Below are 15,536 nucleotides of genomic sequence, written 5' to 3'. Positions count from 1 at the left end.
CGGGAAACGGGCCGGCCATTGAACTCCGGCCCCGCTTTCGACTAGGGTCGCCCCGCCCCCTCCGGCCTGGTTCCCGTGGGGGTCCCTAGGAGTGAATGGATGCGCGAAACCACCCCCATCACGGTCGCCCGCGGCGACGGCATCGGTCCGGAGATCACCGACGCGGTGCTTCATGTGATGGAGGCCGCCGGCGCCCGCCTGAAGGTGGAGGAGGTGCCGGCGGGCGAGCAGGTGTACCGCCGCGGCCATCTGGGTGGGCTGGACGCCGCCGGTTGGGGGTCGATCCGCCGCACCCGCGTCTTCCTGAAGGGGCCGATCACCACGCCGCAGGGGTACGGCAACAAGTCGCTGAACGTCACGGCGCGCACCACGCTGGGGCTGTTCGCCAACGTGCGGCCCTGCGTGGCCTACCACCCCTATGTCCGCACGCGGCACCCGCGCATGGACGTGGTCATCATCCGCGAGAACGAGGAAGACCTCTACGCCGGGATCGAGCACCGCCAGACCGACGATGTGATCCAGTCGGTGAAGCTGATCTCCCGCCCGGGGTCGGAGCGCATCGTGCGCTACGCCTTCGACTACGCCCGCGCCAACCACCGGCGCAAGGTGACGGCCTTCGTCAAGGACAACGTCATGAAGATGACGGACGGGCTGTTCCTGAAGATCTTCAACGAGATCGCCGCCGAATATCCGGAGATCAAGGCCGACCACCTGATCGTCGACATCGGCGCCGCCCGTCTGGCCGACCAGCCGGAGCGCTTCGACGTGATCGTGACGCTCAACCTCTACGGCGACATCGTGTCGGACATCGCCGCCCAGATCACCGGCTCGGTCGGGCTGGCCGGTTCCGCCAACATCGGCGACGCCTGCGCTATGTTCGAGGCGATCCATGGCTCCGCTCCGATGATTGCGGGGCAGGGGATCGCCAACCCCTCCGGCCTGCTGATGGCGGCGGTGATGATGCTGGTCCACATCGGGCAGGGCGACGTGGCGGCGCGCATCCACAACGCCTGGCTCAAGACCATCGAGGACGGCGTCCATACGGTGGACATCTTCAACCGCGGCGTCAGCCGCATGCGCGTCGGCACCCACGCCTTCGCCGACGCGGTGGTGGAGCGGTTGGGCCAGATGCCGGTGACGCTCTCCAGCGTCGGCTACGCCGTCACCGCCCGCGCCGCCTACGAATCCGGGGTGCGGCTGTCCCCCCGCCGGAAGGCGGTGAAGGAACTGGTGGGGGTGGACGTGTTCCTGCATTGGCCGGGCGGCAACCCGGACGAGCTGGCTGGGCTGGTTCTGCCGGTGGGCACCCCGGCGCTGCGGCTGTCCAGCATCTCCAACCGCTCGCAGAAGGTCTGGCCGGACGGCAACATCGGCGTCTTCTGCACCGACCATTGGCGCTGCCGCTTCGTGGCGCCGGAGGGGGTGGCGGTCGGCCATGCCGACATCGTTGAGCTTCTGGCGGGGCTCGCCCGCGCCGGGCTGGATTTCACCCAAACCGAGAACCTGTGCAACTTCGACGGCAAATCCGGCTTTTCCGCGACCTGATCCGCGAAGCGGCGGAATAATCGTTTCCGGCCGAGCGTCCGGATGGGCAGGACATCCTTCCAACGGGAGCGCCGCCTCATGCCACCGCCGAAGCCGCCTCCCGACCCATCCCTTCAGAGCGATCCGGTGGACGAGCGGGCCATCGCCGCGCAGGTGCCGCGGCTGCGCCGTTACGCCGCCGCGCTGGCCGGCAACCTGTCCGACGCCGACGATCTCGTGCAGGACTGCATCGAGAAGGCGCTCGTCCACCGGCACACGCTGCGCGACGGCGCCCGGCTCGGCGGCTGGCTGCTGTCGATCCTTCACAACCTGCATGTCTCCGGCCTGCGCTGGCGCCGCCGCCGCGGACCGGAGGTGCCGGTGGAGGATCTGGCCGACGATCTGGTGCTGAGCGCCGCCCCGTCCGACCGGGCGGAGGTGCGGGATTTCGTGCGCGCCTTCAACCGACTGTCGGAGGAGCACCGGGCCGTGCTGCTTCTGACGGGGATGGAAGGGCTGTCCTACCGCGAGGCGGCGGAGGTTCTGGGGGTGCCGGTGGGAACGGTCATGTCGCGTCTGGCCCGTGCACGGGAAAAACTGCGGGTCCTTCTGGACGGCGGAACGGAGCAGGCGGTGAGGAGGGTCAAGTGATGAACACCGAACCGGGCGCCCCGGTGACCGAGGCCGACCTGCACGCCTGGATGGACGGCGAACTGCCGGAGGAGCGGCGGGCGGAGGTCGAACGCCATCTGGCCGGAGATCCGGATCTGGCCCATCGCTTCGAACGCTACCGCGCCCAGCGCGCGATGATCGGGCGCGCCTTCGGCCCGCTGGCCGATCGGCCTTTGCCCGCGGCGCTGACACCGCCCTATGGCCGTGCGCGGGGAAGGGAGGCGCTTCGTCCGCGCGGTCCGTTCCGGGCTCCGGCGCTCCGGGCGCTGGCCGCCGCCGCGGTGCTTCTGGCGTTGGTGGCCGGCGGAGCGGGGGGCTGGTGGCTGCGCGGCTGGATGGGCGGGGCGGGGACCGGTGGCGCCGCCTTCGTGGCCGACGCCGTCGCCGCCCACCGCGTGTTCGCGGTGGAGGTCCGCCACCCCGTGGAGGTCGGGGCCGACCAGGAGGCGCATCTGGTGGGGTGGCTGTCGAAACGGCTGGGCAAGCCCCTGCGGGCGCCCCGGCTGGCCGGGCAGGGCTACGATCTGGTGGGCGGGCGGCTGCTGTCGGACGCGCGGGGGCCGGCGGCCCAGCTCATGTACCAGGATGCGGCGGGTCGCCGCATCACCCTCTACATCCGGCCGGCCTCCGAGGCACCGGACACATCCTTCCGCTTTGCCCAGGACGGCAACGTCCAAGCTTTCTACTGGCGGGACAACGGTTTGGCGTGGGCGGTAACGGGTGACCTCGACCGAGTGACCCTTTCGGCCATAGCCGAGGAGGTGTATGGCGCGTTGAACTCATAACACCCACAGACTTATGCACAGGAATGTTGCTCAAGCCCCCTATCCCTCTATGTGTCCATCTGGTAGGTTCGGCGGCGTTGGGCACAAAATATTGCGCCTTATGGAAAACGGCCGTCTGGTCGGAAGGTATATTGGTTAACCAAGTCACCGGTTACCGGACCACGGGAGACAGGGGATGAGTTGGACGGACGAGCGGGTTCAGCAGCTTAAGGACCTCTGGGCCCAGGGGCTGAGCGCGAGTGAAATCGCGGACATCCTGGGAGACATCACCCGCAATGCGGTGATCGGAAAGGCGCACCGTCTCGGCCTGTCGGGACGTCCTTCGCCGATCAAGAAGAAGCCGACCCGCGGTGCGACGATCCTCGCCCTGACCGAGCGCATGTGCAAATGGCCGGTCGGCGACCCGAAGCACCAAGACTTCCATTTCTGCGGCAAGCCCTCGCTGCCGGGGCTGCCCTACTGTGCCGAACACGCGGCGGTGGCCTACCAGCCGGCCTCATCCGGCAAGAAGCGCGACGAGGACCGCAGCGTCGGCGCGGCATAATTTCTGCCGGTTTTTCCGGAATTCGGGCGCTCTCCCCATACGGGCGCCCGCCCGGCGCGTCACCCGGACCGGTGCCCCTTAAATCGGTGCCGAGGTGATCGCCCACCAGCTTCCGGCGACCAGCATCGCCGAGACTCCCGCCGCCGCGACGCCCAGACCCAGACCGGCGGCGACCGCCAAGCCATCCTTCACGATCAGCCCCAGCGCGATGACCAGCACCGCCAGACCGGGCAGGGTGTTGCCGAAAGGAATGGGCAGGGCGATCAGAACTCCCATCGCCAGAACGAAGGCGCCCAGCGGGCGCAGCACGCCCTTGCGGGTCAGCGACGGCCAGCGCGTCCGCAGCCGGGACTCCAGCCGCTCGACCAGCGGCGTTCCCTTCTCCACGATCTTTTCCAGGGTGGTGCGCGCCACGCGGCGGCGTCCGATCCAGCCCGGCACCTCCAAGCGGTCGCGGCCCACGATCATCTGAATCGCCACCAGCGCCAGGACCGTGCCGAAAATCATGCCCGCCGGAAGGCCCGGCGTCGGCACCACGGCGGGGATCGCCAGCGCCAGCAGCAGAAAGCCCGGCGCCCGGTCGCCGAGATGGCCCAGAACCTCGCCCAGCGTCGGCTTGTCGCCGGTGACGCGCCCGTGCAGCCGTTTGAGAAGCGCGGACGCCCGTGCCGGGTCCTTCGTGTCCATGACCTTTCCCGACTCCCTTTTCCATCGTTGCCGCGTGCATGTGGTGGCACGGGGCTGTCCGGGAAAGGGGAGGGGTCGGGAAAGGTGGAGATCAGTACTCCTCGACCTCGTGCTTCAGCCGCACCAGACGCCCGCTGAGCAGCGACAGCATGAGCTGCACCAGCATCTCGTGGACGATCAGCGTGTGGTGGTTGCCGCTGTCCTGCATGTGCTGGCGCAGCGCCTCGCGCACCTTCGGTACGCCGGTCACGTCGATCAGCACGTCCACCGCCTCCCCGAGCCGGGCGAGGTCCATGAAGTCGGTCGTCGTGGTGACGCCGCGGTCGCGGGCGAGCCGCATGCCGGGCGCCTCGGCGTCCAGGTCGGCGACGCCCAGGATCTCCACGAAGGGAGCGTCCAGAAGCTGCGTCAGCAGGGGCGTTCCGGTTTCGCCGGCGCCGATCACGGCGATGCGGAAGATGTCCTTGGCCATGGGAAAGGTCTCGAATTCCGTTCGTCACGCCCGCCCCGGCGTGAGGCCGCGCGGGCAAGAAAAAAGCGGGGAGCCGAAACTCCCCGCCGCAACCTTACATCGACCGGGCGTCCCGTTTGACCGGGACGCGTCGTCGCACCTCAGGCGGAACTTGCGTTACGCCCAGGCGGCCATCTTCTTCTGCAGGTTCTCGTCCAGCTTGTCGAGGAACTGCTTGGTGGTCAGCCAGGGCTGCTCCGGACCGATCAGGATCGCCAGATCCTTGGTCATGAAGCCCGACTCGACCGTCTCGACGCAGACGCGCTCCAGCGTCTCGGCGAACTTCACGACGTCCGGCGTGTTGTCGAACTTGCCGCGGTAGGCCAGACCCTGCGTCCAGGCGTAGATCGAGGCGATCGGGTTGGTGGAGGTCTCCTTGCCCTTCTGGTGCTCGCGGTAATGGCGGGTCACCGTGCCGTGGGCGGCCTCCGCCTCGACGGTCTTGCCGTCCGGCGTGATCAGCACCGAGGTCATCAGGCCCAGCGAACCGAAGCCCTGCGCCACCACGTCCGACTCCACGTCGCCGTCGTAGTTCTTGCAGGCCCACACGAAGCCGCCTTCCCACTTCAGGGCCGAGGCCACCATGTCGTCGATCAGGCGATGCTCGTAGACGAGGCCCTTGGCCTTGAACTGGCCGGCGTAATGCTCCTCGAACACCTTCTGGAAGATGTCCTTGAAGCGCCCGTCATAGGCCTTCAGGATCGTGTTCTTGGTGGACAGATAGACCGGGTAGCCGCGCTCCAGGCCGTACATGAAGCTGGAGTGGGCGAAGCCCTCGATCGACTCGTCCAGGTTGTACATGCCCATGGCGACGCCGCCGCCGGGGAAATCGTACACCTCGTGCTCGATCGGCTCGCCGCCGCCTTCCGGCACCCACTTGATGGTCAGCTTGCCCTTGCCGGGAACGACGAAGTCGGTGGCCTTGTACTGGTCGCCGAAGGCGTGGCGGCCGATGATGATCGGCTTGGTCCAGCCCGGGACGTAGCGCGGAACGTTGGAGCAGACGATCGGCTCGCGGAAGACGGTGCCGCCCAGGATGTTGCGGATCGTGCCGTTCGGCGACTTCCACATCTTCTTGAGGTTGAACTCCGTCACCCGCGCCTCGTCCGGGGTGATGGTCGCGCACTTGACGCCGACGCCGTACTGCTTGATCGCGTTGGCCGATTCGACCGTGACCCGGTCGTCGGTCTTGTCGCGGTTCTCGATGCCGAGATCGTAGTACTTCAGGTCGATGTCGAGGTACGGCAGGATCAGCTTGTCCTTGATGAACTGCCAGATGATGCGCGTCATCTCGTCGCCGTCGAGTTCGACGACCGGATTGGCTACCTTGATCTTCGTCATGGGTGCGAGTTCTCCCCGAACGGGTAGGGGTTGCTTTATGCTTGGACGCCGGGCGCGCTGTGCGAGGGCACGGGCCGGGACGTCCATCCGAAGACGGGCCCCGGTTCCCCGGACGGAAACGGATGGCGGTTATATAGCACCGGGGCACTGCCGAAAGAAAGGACCGCAAGGCGTCGAAACAGACGATATCGCGATGAAAACGACGCGATTTGCGCGATCTGGTCCTACCACTTGGCTTTCTCAGAGCTTTTGTGTGGGAATCTTCATCGCGGGCTCCGGTTCATGGGCCAGTGCGGCGAACACGCCGTCCACGTCATCGACGACGGTGAACAGGGCGCGGTGGGCCGGCTGGGTGAATCCCTGCGCCACCATGTGGTCGACCAGACCGAGAAGGGGCCGCCAATAGCCGTCGACATCCACGATCAGCACCGGCTTGTCGTGCAGGCCCAACTGCTTCCAGGTCAGGATCTCGAAGGCCTCGTCCAGGGTGCCGAGACCGCCCGGCAGCACCACGAAGGCGTCGGACCGGTCCACCATCATGCGCTTGCGGGTGTGCATGCTGTCCACGACGTGCAGTTCGGTCAGTCCCGTGTGCTCGATCTCCGCGGCCTGGATGTGCTCCGGGATGATGCCGACGACGTCGCCCCCGGCGGCCAGCGCCGCGTCGGCGGCGATGCCCATCAGCCCGACCCGGCCGCCGCCGTAGACGAGCCGGATGCCCCGCCGCGCCAGCCCGTCGCCCAACATATGGGCGGCATCCTTGTGGACATCGGCGACGCGGCTGGATGAGCCGCAATAGACGCAGACGGAATTCGGGGCCTTCATCGCTCACCCTTTCTCGCCGGATGGGTACACGTTCCGGTGACTGTTCCGGTGCGGCCGGCGGGGTCACCTAAAGGCAAGGGAATAGCAAAGCCGGGGCGGCGTCTACCCGGACATCGGACTTCAGCCCATCGGGAGGAATCATATGGATTCGCGCGTCGTCAACGCCCTGGCCGCCATCTCGGTGGCGGCGCTTCTGTTTCTCGGTTTCGGGGGCGGACTCACCTCTCTGTCCGGCAACGGCGGCGCCGCCAGCGCCGGCGGGGGCGGTTCGGTCCAGGCGGCGGATGCCGGCCTCTCCGCGACGGTCGCGAAGCTGGAGAAGTAGGCGCCGCACGCGCCACCCGTCCGCACCGCCTGCCGGCGCGAAGGCGGTGCGCGGGTCCCGATGCGGTTATGCGTCTGCTCCATCGGCGGTGTTCAGTTCCACCGCCGCAATCTGCTATCCTTGCGAAGGCCGGCGTGTCAGCCGGCAATGACGCGGCGGTGCTCCGGTGAAGCAAACTCTTCTGTTCGGCGGTGCGGCGGCGGTTGCCGCCGCTGCCGCTGTTGCGTATCTGGCCTACGATCCGGCGCCGGTGCCGGCTTCCCGTGCCGGAGCGGCCAATTCCGGGACGACCATCGCATTGGGGGGCGTGGCCCCGGCCAAGCCGCCGGCAGCCCCGTCCGTTCCGGCCCCCGCTTCGACCAAGGCCGCGGAGGAGTCCGCCGGTCCGCGCTTCGACATCGTGCGCGTGGCTCCGGACGGCGCCACCGTCATGGCGGGCCGCGCGACCCCGGGCTCGTCGGTGACCGTCCATGACGGCGAGCGGTCCCTGGGCTCCGTCAGCGCCGACGCCCGCGGCGAGTGGGTCCTTCTTCCCGACCAGCCCCTGGCTCCCGGCGCCCGCGAACTGAGCCTGTCGGAGCGCGCCACCCCCGCGGCCGAGCCGACCCCGTCGGAGCGCGTGGTGGTCGTCATGGTGCCGGAACCGCCACCCGCCACCGGCGGCGCCTCCTCGGAAATGCCCGGCGGTCCGCTGGCCGTCGCCGTGCCGCGCGACGGGTTGGACAATCGGCTGGGGGGAAGCACCGTGCTTCAGGCGCCGAAGGCTCCCGCGGCTCCCGCGAGCCGGGATGTGGCCGCGCCCCCGCCGCCGGGGGGCGTGTCGCTGGAAAGCATGGACTACGACGCCTCCGGGCAGGTCGCCATGGGCGGTCGGGCGCAGCCGGGAAGCGCCGTGCAGCTCTATCTCGACAATCTTCTGGTCGGGCGCGCCCACACCGATCCGGAGGGCCGCTGGCGGCTGCGCCCGGAACGGGCCGTGGCGCCGGGGGTCTACACGCTGCGCGCCGATCAGGTGACCGACTCGGGCAAGGTCACCGCCCGCGTCGAGCTGCCGGTGCAGGTGTCGGAGGTTCCGGCCAACCTGCCGGAAGGCCGGTCGATGGTCGTCCAGCCGGGCAACAGCCTGTGGCGGATCGCCCGCGCCACCTACGGGCGCGGCGTGCAGTACACGGCGATTTACGAGGCGAACCGCAACCAGATCCGCGACCCGGACCTGATCTATCCCGGGCAGATCTTCGCGCTTCCCGTTTCGAACTGAGCGTTACGGATAGCGTTAGAGGTAAGGGGCGAGCAGGCGCAGGAAGGGGCGCGCCTGCTGGAGCGCGACCACGGTCTGGTAAATCAGGTCTTCCGGCGTGGCGTGGCCCTCGAACTCCGCTTCGGAGAACAGCAGGATCTTCTGGCCTTCCTGGACCAGGAAGCGCGTTCCCCTGCGGTCCTGGATGCCGCGCAGGATCGCCAGGAGCTGCCGCCGCCGCTCCGGCGACTGGGCCGTGTAGGGAATGTGGCCGATCTCCGCCCAGATCTGCGAGCGCGACTTCTCCCCGTCAAAACCGACGGCGATGCTGAAGGGCAGCCCGTCCGCCATGAAATGCAGGCGCGCCGGGCGCGGCGGCTGGGCGATGCCCAGGACGCCTTCGGGGGTCATCACGAAGGAATCCGGGCTGAAGGGCAGGGCGGTCTGCGAGACCTCCGCGAGCGACGGCATGGCCTGAAGGCGGGCAGCGGGAACGGACACGGGGGCTCGCTCATTCCTGTGGTGTCGATGGCGTGACTCTCCACCTTCCCTGCTAAAATTCTGTAAAGGGCGGGGGATGCTGTCTAGAATGCGCCGCTCCAACGATCCGAGGCTGAAGTAACCGGCGATGTCCGCCCTCAATACCGTAGTCGTTCCGATCCACCGCGCCGGCTGGCCCTTCATTGCCGCCTTCGCCGTGGTCTCCCTGATTCTCGGGCTTGCCGTGGCGGAGCCGCTGGGCTGGCTGGGGCTCGTTCTCACCCTGTGGTGCGTGTATTTCTTCCGCGATCCCGATCGCGTGACGCCGACGCGCCCCGGCCTGCTGGTCAGCCCCGCCGACGGGCGCGTGACCATGATCGTTCCCGCGGTTCCGCCGCCGGAGCTGGGCATGGGCGACAAGCCGCTGACCCGCGTCAGCATCTTCCTCAACGTCTTCAACGTGCACGTCAACCGCGTGCCGGCGGACGGCACCGTCGTGGCGGCGGAGTATCACAAGGGCACCTTCGTGAACGCCGCCCTGGACAAGGCCAGCGAGGAAAACGAGCGCGCCGCCTTCCGCCACCGTCTTCCCGACGGGCGTGAGATTGCCTATGTGCAGATCGCCGGCCTCGTCGCCCGCCGCATCCTCTACTGGGTGAGGGCCGGGCAGGAGGTCAAGGCGGGCGAGCGGTTCGGCCTGATCCGATTCGGCAGCCGCACCGACGTGTATCTGCCGGACGGCGTGGTCCCGCTGGTCTGCGTCGGGCAGACGGCGATCGGCGGCGAGACCGTCCTGGCCGACCTGACCGCCACCGAACCGCAACGGCAAGGGGATGTCCGCCGATGAAGCGACCGGTCTTCAAGCCGGCAGTGTTCCGCAAGCGCCGGGCGCGCCGCCCGCATCCGCGGCTGAAGGGGTTGTCGATCAACCATCTTCTGCCCAACGTGCTGACGGTGCTGGCGTTGTGCTCCGGCCTGACGGCCATCCGCTTCGCCATGCACGAGCGGTGGGAGCAGGCGGTCATCTGCATCGTCATCGCGGCGATCCTCGACGCGCTGGACGGGCGGATCGCGCGCCTGCTGAACGGGCAGAGCAAGTTCGGCGCCGAGCTGGACAGCCTGTCCGACGTCATCAGCTTCGGCGTGGCCCCCGCCTTCATGATGTATCTGTGGGCGCTGAACGGCGCCGGCAGCCTGGGCTGGATCGCCGCCATGGCCTACGCGGTCTGCGCGGCGCTGCGGCTGGCCCGCTTCAACTCCCGCCTGGACGTGGAACTGCCGCCCTGGGCCTTCAACTACTTCACCGGGGTTCCGGCCCCGGCGGGCGCCGGTCTGGCCGTGCTGCCGATGGTCATCGGCTTCGAAGCCGGGCCGGACATCGCCGGCCATCCGGCCGTCGTGGTGCCCTGGACGCTGGCGATGGGCGGGCTGATGGTCAGCACGCTGCCCACCTTCTCGTTCAAGGGCATGCGGGTGCCGACCCAGTATGTGGTGCCGGGTCTGGTCGGCGTCGGCCTTCTGGCCGCCTCGCTGGTCAGCCAGCCCTGGTGGACCCTGGCTTTCGTCGGCCTCGCCTATCTGGCGAGCCTGCCCTTCTCGGTGGCGCAGTTCCGCAAGCTGCAGCACGCTGCCCAATTGATGCAGGAAACCGTGGAGGCTCCCGTGGAGGACTCGGCGGCGGTGCCGCCGTCTTCGCCGGAAACCACGAAGACGGCGATCGACTAAACGGTTTGCCCGCCGCCGCCGTCACTCGGCGGCGGCGGGCAGGTCCACGGGGACGGTGCGCTCGGTCACGGTGACCGTCAGGACCATCGGGATCTGGCGCAGGCAGTTGCCGACATGGTTCGACTCGGCGGCCACCATGCCGGACGTCTCGACCTCCACCGCCAGCTCGTCGCCCAGCAGGCGGCTGCTCAGCGACAGGGGGACGAGGCCGCGCTTGGCGAACAGCTCCAGCACGCGGGGCAGGGTGCCGGGATCGGCGTCGGCCCGCAGGGCGAAGCGCACGAGGCGGTTCGGATCGGTCGGACGGGATTCGGCGGCGGGCGCCGCCAGGGTGGCGGTGGACAGCATGACGGTGGACATGGGTCGCTCTTACCTTGGTCTTGAGTCGATGAGCGCAGGATCAGACCTGCAGACGCGCGAAGGCCCCGGCTCTCACATGAGAACCGGGCTGCTAATTCGCAGACCCAGGGTAAGGAGACGTTCCATCATGCCCGGCAGGATAGGGTGATGGGCAGCGGTGGTCAATGGAGTCGGGAAAGGTCTTGAAAAGCCCTCTCCCGCCCCGGGAGAGGGAAGGGACCCGCGCCGCAGGCGTGGGAAGGGTGAGGGTGCCGGCAACGGGTTGGCACTTGATCCTTGCCGCTACCCTCACCCGCCCGCTATGCGGGCACCCTCTCCCGGGGCGGGAGAGGGAAAGGACGCAACCAGCAGGAAACGCCGACCATGAACGACAACGGCATCCACATCCGCCCGGCTGAGCCGGACGACGCGCCGGAGTTGGCGCGGCTGATCGATATGGCCGGCGGCGGCGTCTACGAATTCCTGCTCGACGGGCTGGTTCCCGGCCAGACGGCGGCGGAGATGCTGGTGCCGGGGCTGGCGGGCACGTCGGGGTCCTTCTCCCACCGCCATTCCGGCGTGGCGGAAGCGGCGGGGCGGATCGTCGGGGTCGCCCACGCCTATCCCGTGGACTGGATCAGGACCCAGGACTACACCGGCCTGCCCGCCGACCGGCTGGCCCATATGGAGGATTTCAACCGGGTGCAGGATTGGGGCAGCTATTTCCTGTCGGCGCTGGCCGTCGATCCGGCGTGGCGCCGCCGCGGCATCGCCGCCCAGCTTCTCGATTGGGTGTATGGACGGGCGCGCAGCGGCCGGTTCGACCGGGTGACGCTGCATGTCTGGGCCGACAACGCCGACGCGCGCCGCCTCTACGCCCGGCAGGGCTTCCAGGAGATCGGGCGCGCCGACCTCCCCTGGCACGAGCGGCTGCCGCACCAGGGGGGAAGCGTCCTTCTTCGGCGCGCGGTCTAGCTGCGCGGTTTGGTTACTTGGCCGCCTTCAACTGGTCGCGGGTCAGCCAGAAGACCTCGCCGAAGCTGTTGGCGGTCTCCACCCAGAAGAAGTCCAGGTCGGGATATTCGGCCTCCAGGATCTCGCGGCCCGTGCCGAACTCGCAGAGCAGGCCGCCGTCCGGCGTCAGGTGCTTGGGCGCCTCCTTCAGGATGCGGCGCACGATGTCCAGCCCGTCCTCGCCCGACGCCAGGGCCATTTCCGGCTCGTGCCGGAACTCCGGCGGCAGGGCGGCCATCGCCTCGGCGTCCACATAGGGCGGGTTGGTGATGATGACGTCGTACTTGCGGTTCTTCAGCGGAGCGAAGAGGTCGCCGTGGTGCAGCGCGATGCGGTCCTCGAACCCGCTGTCGGCGACGTTGCGCTTGGCCACCTCCAGCGCGTCGGCGGACAGGTCCACGGCGTCCACCTGGGCCTCCGGGAAGATCTGCGCGGCCAGGATGGCGAGGCAGCCGGAGCCGGTGCAGAGATCCAGCACCCGCTCCACCTCCGTCGGGTCCTCCACCAGCGTGAAGTCGTCGCCGCCGATCAGGTCGGAGAACAGGATTTCCCCGATGTAGGAGCGCGGGACGATCACCCGCTCGTCCACATAGAAGGGGATGCCCTGGATGTACGCCTTGTTCAGCAGGTAGGAGGCCGGCTTGCGGGTCTCCACGCGGGCGTGCAGAAGGTCGGCCACCTTGCGGCGCTCCGCCAGGGTCAGGCGGGCGTCCACATAGGGGTCGAGCTGGTCGATGGGCAGGCTCAGCCCTTCCAGCACCATGAAGACCGCCTCGTCATAGGCGTTGGTGGTGCCGTGGCCGTAGTCCAGCTCGGCCTCGTTGAAGCGGCTGACGCCGTAGCGGATCAGGTCGCGGACGGTGCGCAGCTCGGTCGCTGCGTCGGCGGGGCTGAGGTCCAGGGAGGGTTTGGTCACTTACAGGATCTCCAGAACGCTTTCCGGCGGACGGCCCAGACGGGCCTTGTCGCCCTTGACGACGATGGGACGCTCGATGGCGGCGGGGTTGGCGGACAGGGCGGCGATCAGGGCGTCGCCGTCCAGATCCTTGGCGATCCCGGCCTCCGCCGCTTCCTTGGACCGCAGGATGTCGCGCGGGCCCTTGCCCAGCTTGCCCAGGATGGCCTTCAGCTCCCCGGCGCCGGGCGGGGTCTTCAAATACTCCACGACGGTGGGCTCGACCCCCCTGGACCTCAGAAGCTCCAGCGTCTGGCGCGACTTGGTGCAGCGCGGGTTGTGGTAGATGGTGACGTCGCTCATCCCGGTGTTTCCCTCGCTCTTCCCGGCCTTGTGTTCGGGGGCCTTGAGATTGCCTGTTGCAGGAATACACCCGCCCCGCGTGCCGCGCCAACCCGCCATGCGGAATGGCGGCGGCAACGCAACATCCCTCGCGTGACAAGGCCGGCGCTTGGCATTACCTTGCGCGCTCGCATTTTGGTGCGGCCCGCCGCGTGCGGGGCCATTCATTTCGACGGATGCCGGCCGTGACGAAGCTTTCGCTCTCCAAGGACAAGATCAACATCCTGCTGCTGGAAGGCGTTCACGACAACGCCATCAACGAGCTGGCGCACGGCGGCTACGCCACCGTGGAGCGCCTGCCGCACGCGCTGGACGAATCGGAACTGCTGGAGCGCATCGGGTCCGTCCACATGCTGGGCATCCGCTCACGCACCCATCTGACCGCCAAGGTGCTGGAGGCGGCGACCCGTCTGTTCAGCGTCGGCTGCTTCTGCATCGGCACGAATCAGGTCGATCTGAAGGCCGCGCGCCGGCTCGGCATCCCGGTCTTCAACGCGCCCTATTCGAACACCCGGTCGGTGGCGGAGCTGGTGATCGGCGAGATCATCATGCTGATGCGTGGCATCTTCCCGAAGTCGAACCTCGTGCATGGCGGCGGCTGGATGAAGTCGGCCAAGGACAGCTACGAGATCCGCGGCAAGACGCTGGGCATCGTCGGCTACGGCCACATCGGCACGCAGGTGTCGATCATGGCCGAATCGATGGGCATGAAGGTCCGTTACTACGACGTGGTGAACAAGCTGGCGCTCGGCAACGCCCAGCCCTGCCACTCGCTGGAGGAGCTGCTGGCGGTGTCCGACGTGGTGACCCTGCACGTTCCCGACACCCCGCAGACCCGCGACATGATCGGCGAGGCGCAGATCCGCGCCATGAAGAAGGGCGCCCACCTGATCAACGCCGCCCGCGGCAAGGTCGTGGTGATCGAGGCGCTGGCCGCCGCCCTCAAGGACAAGCACCTGCTGGGGGCCGCCATCGACGTGTTCCCGAAGGAGCCGGGCGGCGACCAGGAGGTGTTCGAGAGCGCGCTGCGCGGGCTGGACAACGTCATCCTGACCCCGCACATCGGCGGTTCCACGATGGAGGCGCAGGCCAACATCGGCACCGAGGTGTCGCAGAAGCTGATCGAGTATTCGGACAACGGCTCGACCATGGGGGCGGTGAACTTCCCGCAGGTCGGCCTGCCGGTCCACGCCGGTTGCACGCGCTTCCTGCACGTCCACGAGAACCGCCCGGGCGTGCTGCGCAAGATCAACGAGGTCTTCTCGGGCCGCAATTTGAACATCGCCGCGCAGTATCTCCAGACCGACCCGGAACTGGGCTATGTCGTGGTGGATGTGGACGGCGACGTGGACGAGAACGAGGTGGCGAGCGACCTGCGCGCCATCGAGGGCACGTTGAAGGCCCGCTTCCTCTATCCGGGCAAGCTCGGCGGCTGCTGAGGTTCGGGAGCGCGGCCCTTGCCGTCGGCGGGGGCCGCACCGACATAGGCGGAATGACCCTTTCCCCGTTCCGCCCGTTCCTGCGCGCCGGTCTCCTGTCGCTCCTCGTCCTGGGCGGGGGAGGGCTTTCCTTTCCGGGCCCGGCGGCGGCCCAGAGCGGGGTCGCTCCCTGTCCCGACTTCGCGCCCGCCCGCGTGGCTCTGGACATGCAGGTCGCGCCGCTGCGCACCGATTACAGCCAAACCATCCGGCAGCTTGCCCAGAAGCCGGGGCGGCGGCCCGTCGCGGGCCGGACCGCCAACGCCCACACGCTGGGTCTGGCCGCCATCCAATACAATCAGCAATGGCAGGTCAGCGTCGTCACGGCGTCGCTGGGGCAGGGGCGCTATTGCGGCGCGGCGCAGACCCTGACCGTCAGCTTCGGCTATGACGAGCGCACCGTCTATGTGGCCCGCGAACTGCCGAAGGGCAGTTGCATCCACGCCGAGGTGCTGGCCCACGAAATGCGCCACGTCGCGGTGGACGAGCAACTCCTGCGGGAATATGTGCCGGTTCTGAAGCGCCGGCTGGAAGAGGTGGTCGCCCGCGCCCGCACGGTGCAGGGCCGCTCCGAACGGCAGGTGATGTCGGGGATCGAGCAGCCGATCAAGGCCGCGATGCGCCAGTTGATGGAAGAGTTCGGGCGCGAGCGCAACGCGCGCCAGGCCCGGGTCGACACCTCCGCCGAGTACGAGCGCATCAGCCGTTCCTGCGACGGCGAGATCAACCGCTACATCGGGCGGGTATGATCG

The 15,536-nt window shown here is 68.5% G+C and carries 19 protein-coding genes; 11 read left to right on the top strand and 8 right to left on the bottom strand.

Features of this window, described 5'->3' with window-relative positions; genetic code table 11:
• Nucleotides 1-99: 99 nt before the first annotated feature.
• The 4 genes from DS843_RS04110 (at nucleotide 100) to DS843_RS04095 (ending at nucleotide 3,525) form a co-directional block, all read left to right on the top strand.
• On the top strand, nucleotides 100-1,545 hold the full coding sequence (locus DS843_RS04110) for an NADP-dependent isocitrate dehydrogenase (RefSeq protein WP_149467621.1): 1,446 nt from the start codon (nucleotides 100-102) through the stop codon (nucleotides 1,543-1,545).
• Nucleotides 1,546-1,623: 78 nt separating this feature from the next.
• Nucleotides 1,624-2,175 (top strand): sigma-70 family RNA polymerase sigma factor, encoded by a 552-nt coding sequence (locus tag DS843_RS04105; protein ID WP_149467620.1) that lies wholly within the window; start codon nucleotides 1,624-1,626, stop codon nucleotides 2,173-2,175.
• A complete protein-coding gene (locus DS843_RS04100) occupies nucleotides 2,175-2,981 on the top strand; it encodes an anti-sigma factor family protein (protein ID WP_149467619.1) in 807 nt (268 codons plus the stop codon). The genes DS843_RS04105 and DS843_RS04100 overlap by 1 nt, the downstream gene beginning before the upstream one ends.
• Before the next feature lie 175 nt (nucleotides 2,982-3,156).
• Nucleotides 3,157-3,525: a GcrA family cell cycle regulator gene (locus DS843_RS04095; RefSeq protein WP_149467618.1), complete on the top strand. Its 369-nt coding sequence runs from the start codon at nucleotides 3,157-3,159 to the stop codon at nucleotides 3,523-3,525.
• Between the two features lie 78 nt (nucleotides 3,526-3,603).
• Here DS843_RS04095 and DS843_RS04090 read toward each other — a convergent pair whose 3' ends face one another.
• The 4 genes from DS843_RS04090 to DS843_RS04075 form a co-directional block, all read right to left on the bottom strand.
• Nucleotides 3,604-4,212 carry an exopolysaccharide biosynthesis protein gene (locus tag DS843_RS04090; protein WP_149467617.1) on the bottom strand — a complete coding sequence of 203 codons (609 nt, stop codon included), beginning with the start codon at nucleotides 4,210-4,212 and terminating at the stop codon, nucleotides 3,604-3,606.
• A gap of 91 nt (nucleotides 4,213-4,303) precedes the next feature.
• Nucleotides 4,304-4,684 (bottom strand): oxidoreductase, encoded by a 381-nt coding sequence (locus DS843_RS04085; RefSeq protein WP_149467616.1) that lies wholly within the window; start codon nucleotides 4,682-4,684, stop codon nucleotides 4,304-4,306.
• A 156-nt stretch (nucleotides 4,685-4,840) separates the two neighbouring features.
• Nucleotides 4,841-6,064: an NADP-dependent isocitrate dehydrogenase gene (locus DS843_RS04080; RefSeq protein WP_149467615.1), complete on the bottom strand. Its 1,224-nt coding sequence runs from the start codon at nucleotides 6,062-6,064 to the stop codon at nucleotides 4,841-4,843.
• 240 nt (nucleotides 6,065-6,304) lie between these two features.
• Nucleotides 6,305-6,889, bottom strand: coding sequence for an LOG family protein (locus DS843_RS04075; protein ID WP_149467614.1), 585 nt, complete (start codon nucleotides 6,887-6,889; stop codon nucleotides 6,305-6,307).
• A 142-nt stretch (nucleotides 6,890-7,031) separates the two neighbouring features.
• Here DS843_RS04075 and DS843_RS04070 point away from each other — a divergent pair, with 142 nt between their 5' ends.
• Nucleotides 7,032-7,214, top strand: coding sequence for a hypothetical protein (locus DS843_RS04070; protein ID WP_149467613.1), 183 nt, complete (start codon nucleotides 7,032-7,034; stop codon nucleotides 7,212-7,214).
• 166 nt (nucleotides 7,215-7,380) lie between these two features.
• A complete protein-coding gene (locus DS843_RS04065) occupies nucleotides 7,381-8,472 on the top strand; it encodes a LysM peptidoglycan-binding domain-containing protein (RefSeq protein ID WP_149467612.1) in 1,092 nt (363 codons plus the stop codon).
• A 15-nt stretch (nucleotides 8,473-8,487) separates the two neighbouring features.
• Here DS843_RS04065 and DS843_RS04060 read toward each other — a convergent pair whose 3' ends face one another.
• Nucleotides 8,488-8,952: a hypothetical protein gene (locus tag DS843_RS04060; RefSeq protein ID WP_149467611.1), complete on the bottom strand. Its 465-nt coding sequence runs from the start codon at nucleotides 8,950-8,952 to the stop codon at nucleotides 8,488-8,490.
• A gap of 127 nt (nucleotides 8,953-9,079) precedes the next feature.
• On the opposite strand from DS843_RS04060, the gene DS843_RS04055 reads away from it, so the two are divergent.
• The gene (locus tag DS843_RS04055) at nucleotides 9,080-9,778 is read left to right on the top strand and encodes a phosphatidylserine decarboxylase (protein ID WP_149467610.1); all 699 of its coding nucleotides are present in this window, start codon (nucleotides 9,080-9,082) and stop codon (nucleotides 9,776-9,778) included.
• Entirely contained in the window at nucleotides 9,775-10,656 is an 882-nt protein-coding gene (pssA, locus tag DS843_RS04050) for a CDP-diacylglycerol--serine O-phosphatidyltransferase (RefSeq protein WP_149467609.1), read from the top strand. The genes DS843_RS04055 and pssA overlap by 4 nt, the downstream gene beginning before the upstream one ends.
• A 21-nt stretch (nucleotides 10,657-10,677) precedes the next feature.
• Here pssA and DS843_RS04045 read toward each other — a convergent pair whose 3' ends face one another.
• A complete protein-coding gene (locus DS843_RS04045) occupies nucleotides 10,678-11,016 on the bottom strand; it encodes a hypothetical protein (RefSeq protein WP_149467608.1) in 339 nt (112 codons plus the stop codon).
• Nucleotides 11,017-11,379: 363 nt separating this feature from the next.
• Here DS843_RS04045 and DS843_RS04040 point away from each other — a divergent pair, with 363 nt between their 5' ends.
• Nucleotides 11,380-11,970 (top strand): GNAT family N-acetyltransferase, encoded by a 591-nt coding sequence (locus DS843_RS04040; protein ID WP_149467607.1) that lies wholly within the window; start codon nucleotides 11,380-11,382, stop codon nucleotides 11,968-11,970.
• Between the two features lie 13 nt (nucleotides 11,971-11,983).
• On the opposite strand, the gene prmB is transcribed toward DS843_RS04040, so the two are convergent.
• Nucleotides 11,984-12,925 carry a 50S ribosomal protein L3 N(5)-glutamine methyltransferase gene (gene prmB / locus DS843_RS04035; protein WP_149467606.1) on the bottom strand — a complete coding sequence of 314 codons (942 nt, stop codon included), beginning with the start codon at nucleotides 12,923-12,925 and terminating at the stop codon, nucleotides 11,984-11,986.
• The gene (gene arsC, locus DS843_RS04030) at nucleotides 12,926-13,267 is read right to left on the bottom strand and encodes an arsenate reductase (glutaredoxin) (RefSeq protein WP_149467605.1); all 342 of its coding nucleotides are present in this window, start codon (nucleotides 13,265-13,267) and stop codon (nucleotides 12,926-12,928) included.
• Between the two features lie 215 nt (nucleotides 13,268-13,482).
• Between arsC and serA the strand changes: the two genes are divergently transcribed.
• Together serA and DS843_RS04020 are read left to right on the top strand one after the other, a co-directional pair.
• Nucleotides 13,483-14,745, top strand: coding sequence for a phosphoglycerate dehydrogenase (gene serA, locus DS843_RS04025; protein ID WP_149467604.1), 1,263 nt, complete (start codon nucleotides 13,483-13,485; stop codon nucleotides 14,743-14,745).
• 53 nt (nucleotides 14,746-14,798) lie between these two features.
• Complete coding sequence (locus tag DS843_RS04020) at nucleotides 14,799-15,533, top strand: hypothetical protein (RefSeq protein WP_149467603.1); 735 nt, start codon at nucleotides 14,799-14,801, stop codon at nucleotides 15,531-15,533.
• Nucleotides 15,534-15,536 lie beyond the last annotated feature (3 nt).

Origin of the sequence: Roseomonas genomospecies 6 (assembly GCF_008365375.1) — a bacterium.
In the GTDB taxonomy this organism is placed as follows: domain Bacteria; phylum Pseudomonadota; class Alphaproteobacteria; order Azospirillales; family Azospirillaceae; genus Azospirillum.
The sequence above is the reverse complement of the archived record's forward strand: the minus strand, read 5'-3'. Positions and strand labels throughout refer to the sequence as shown.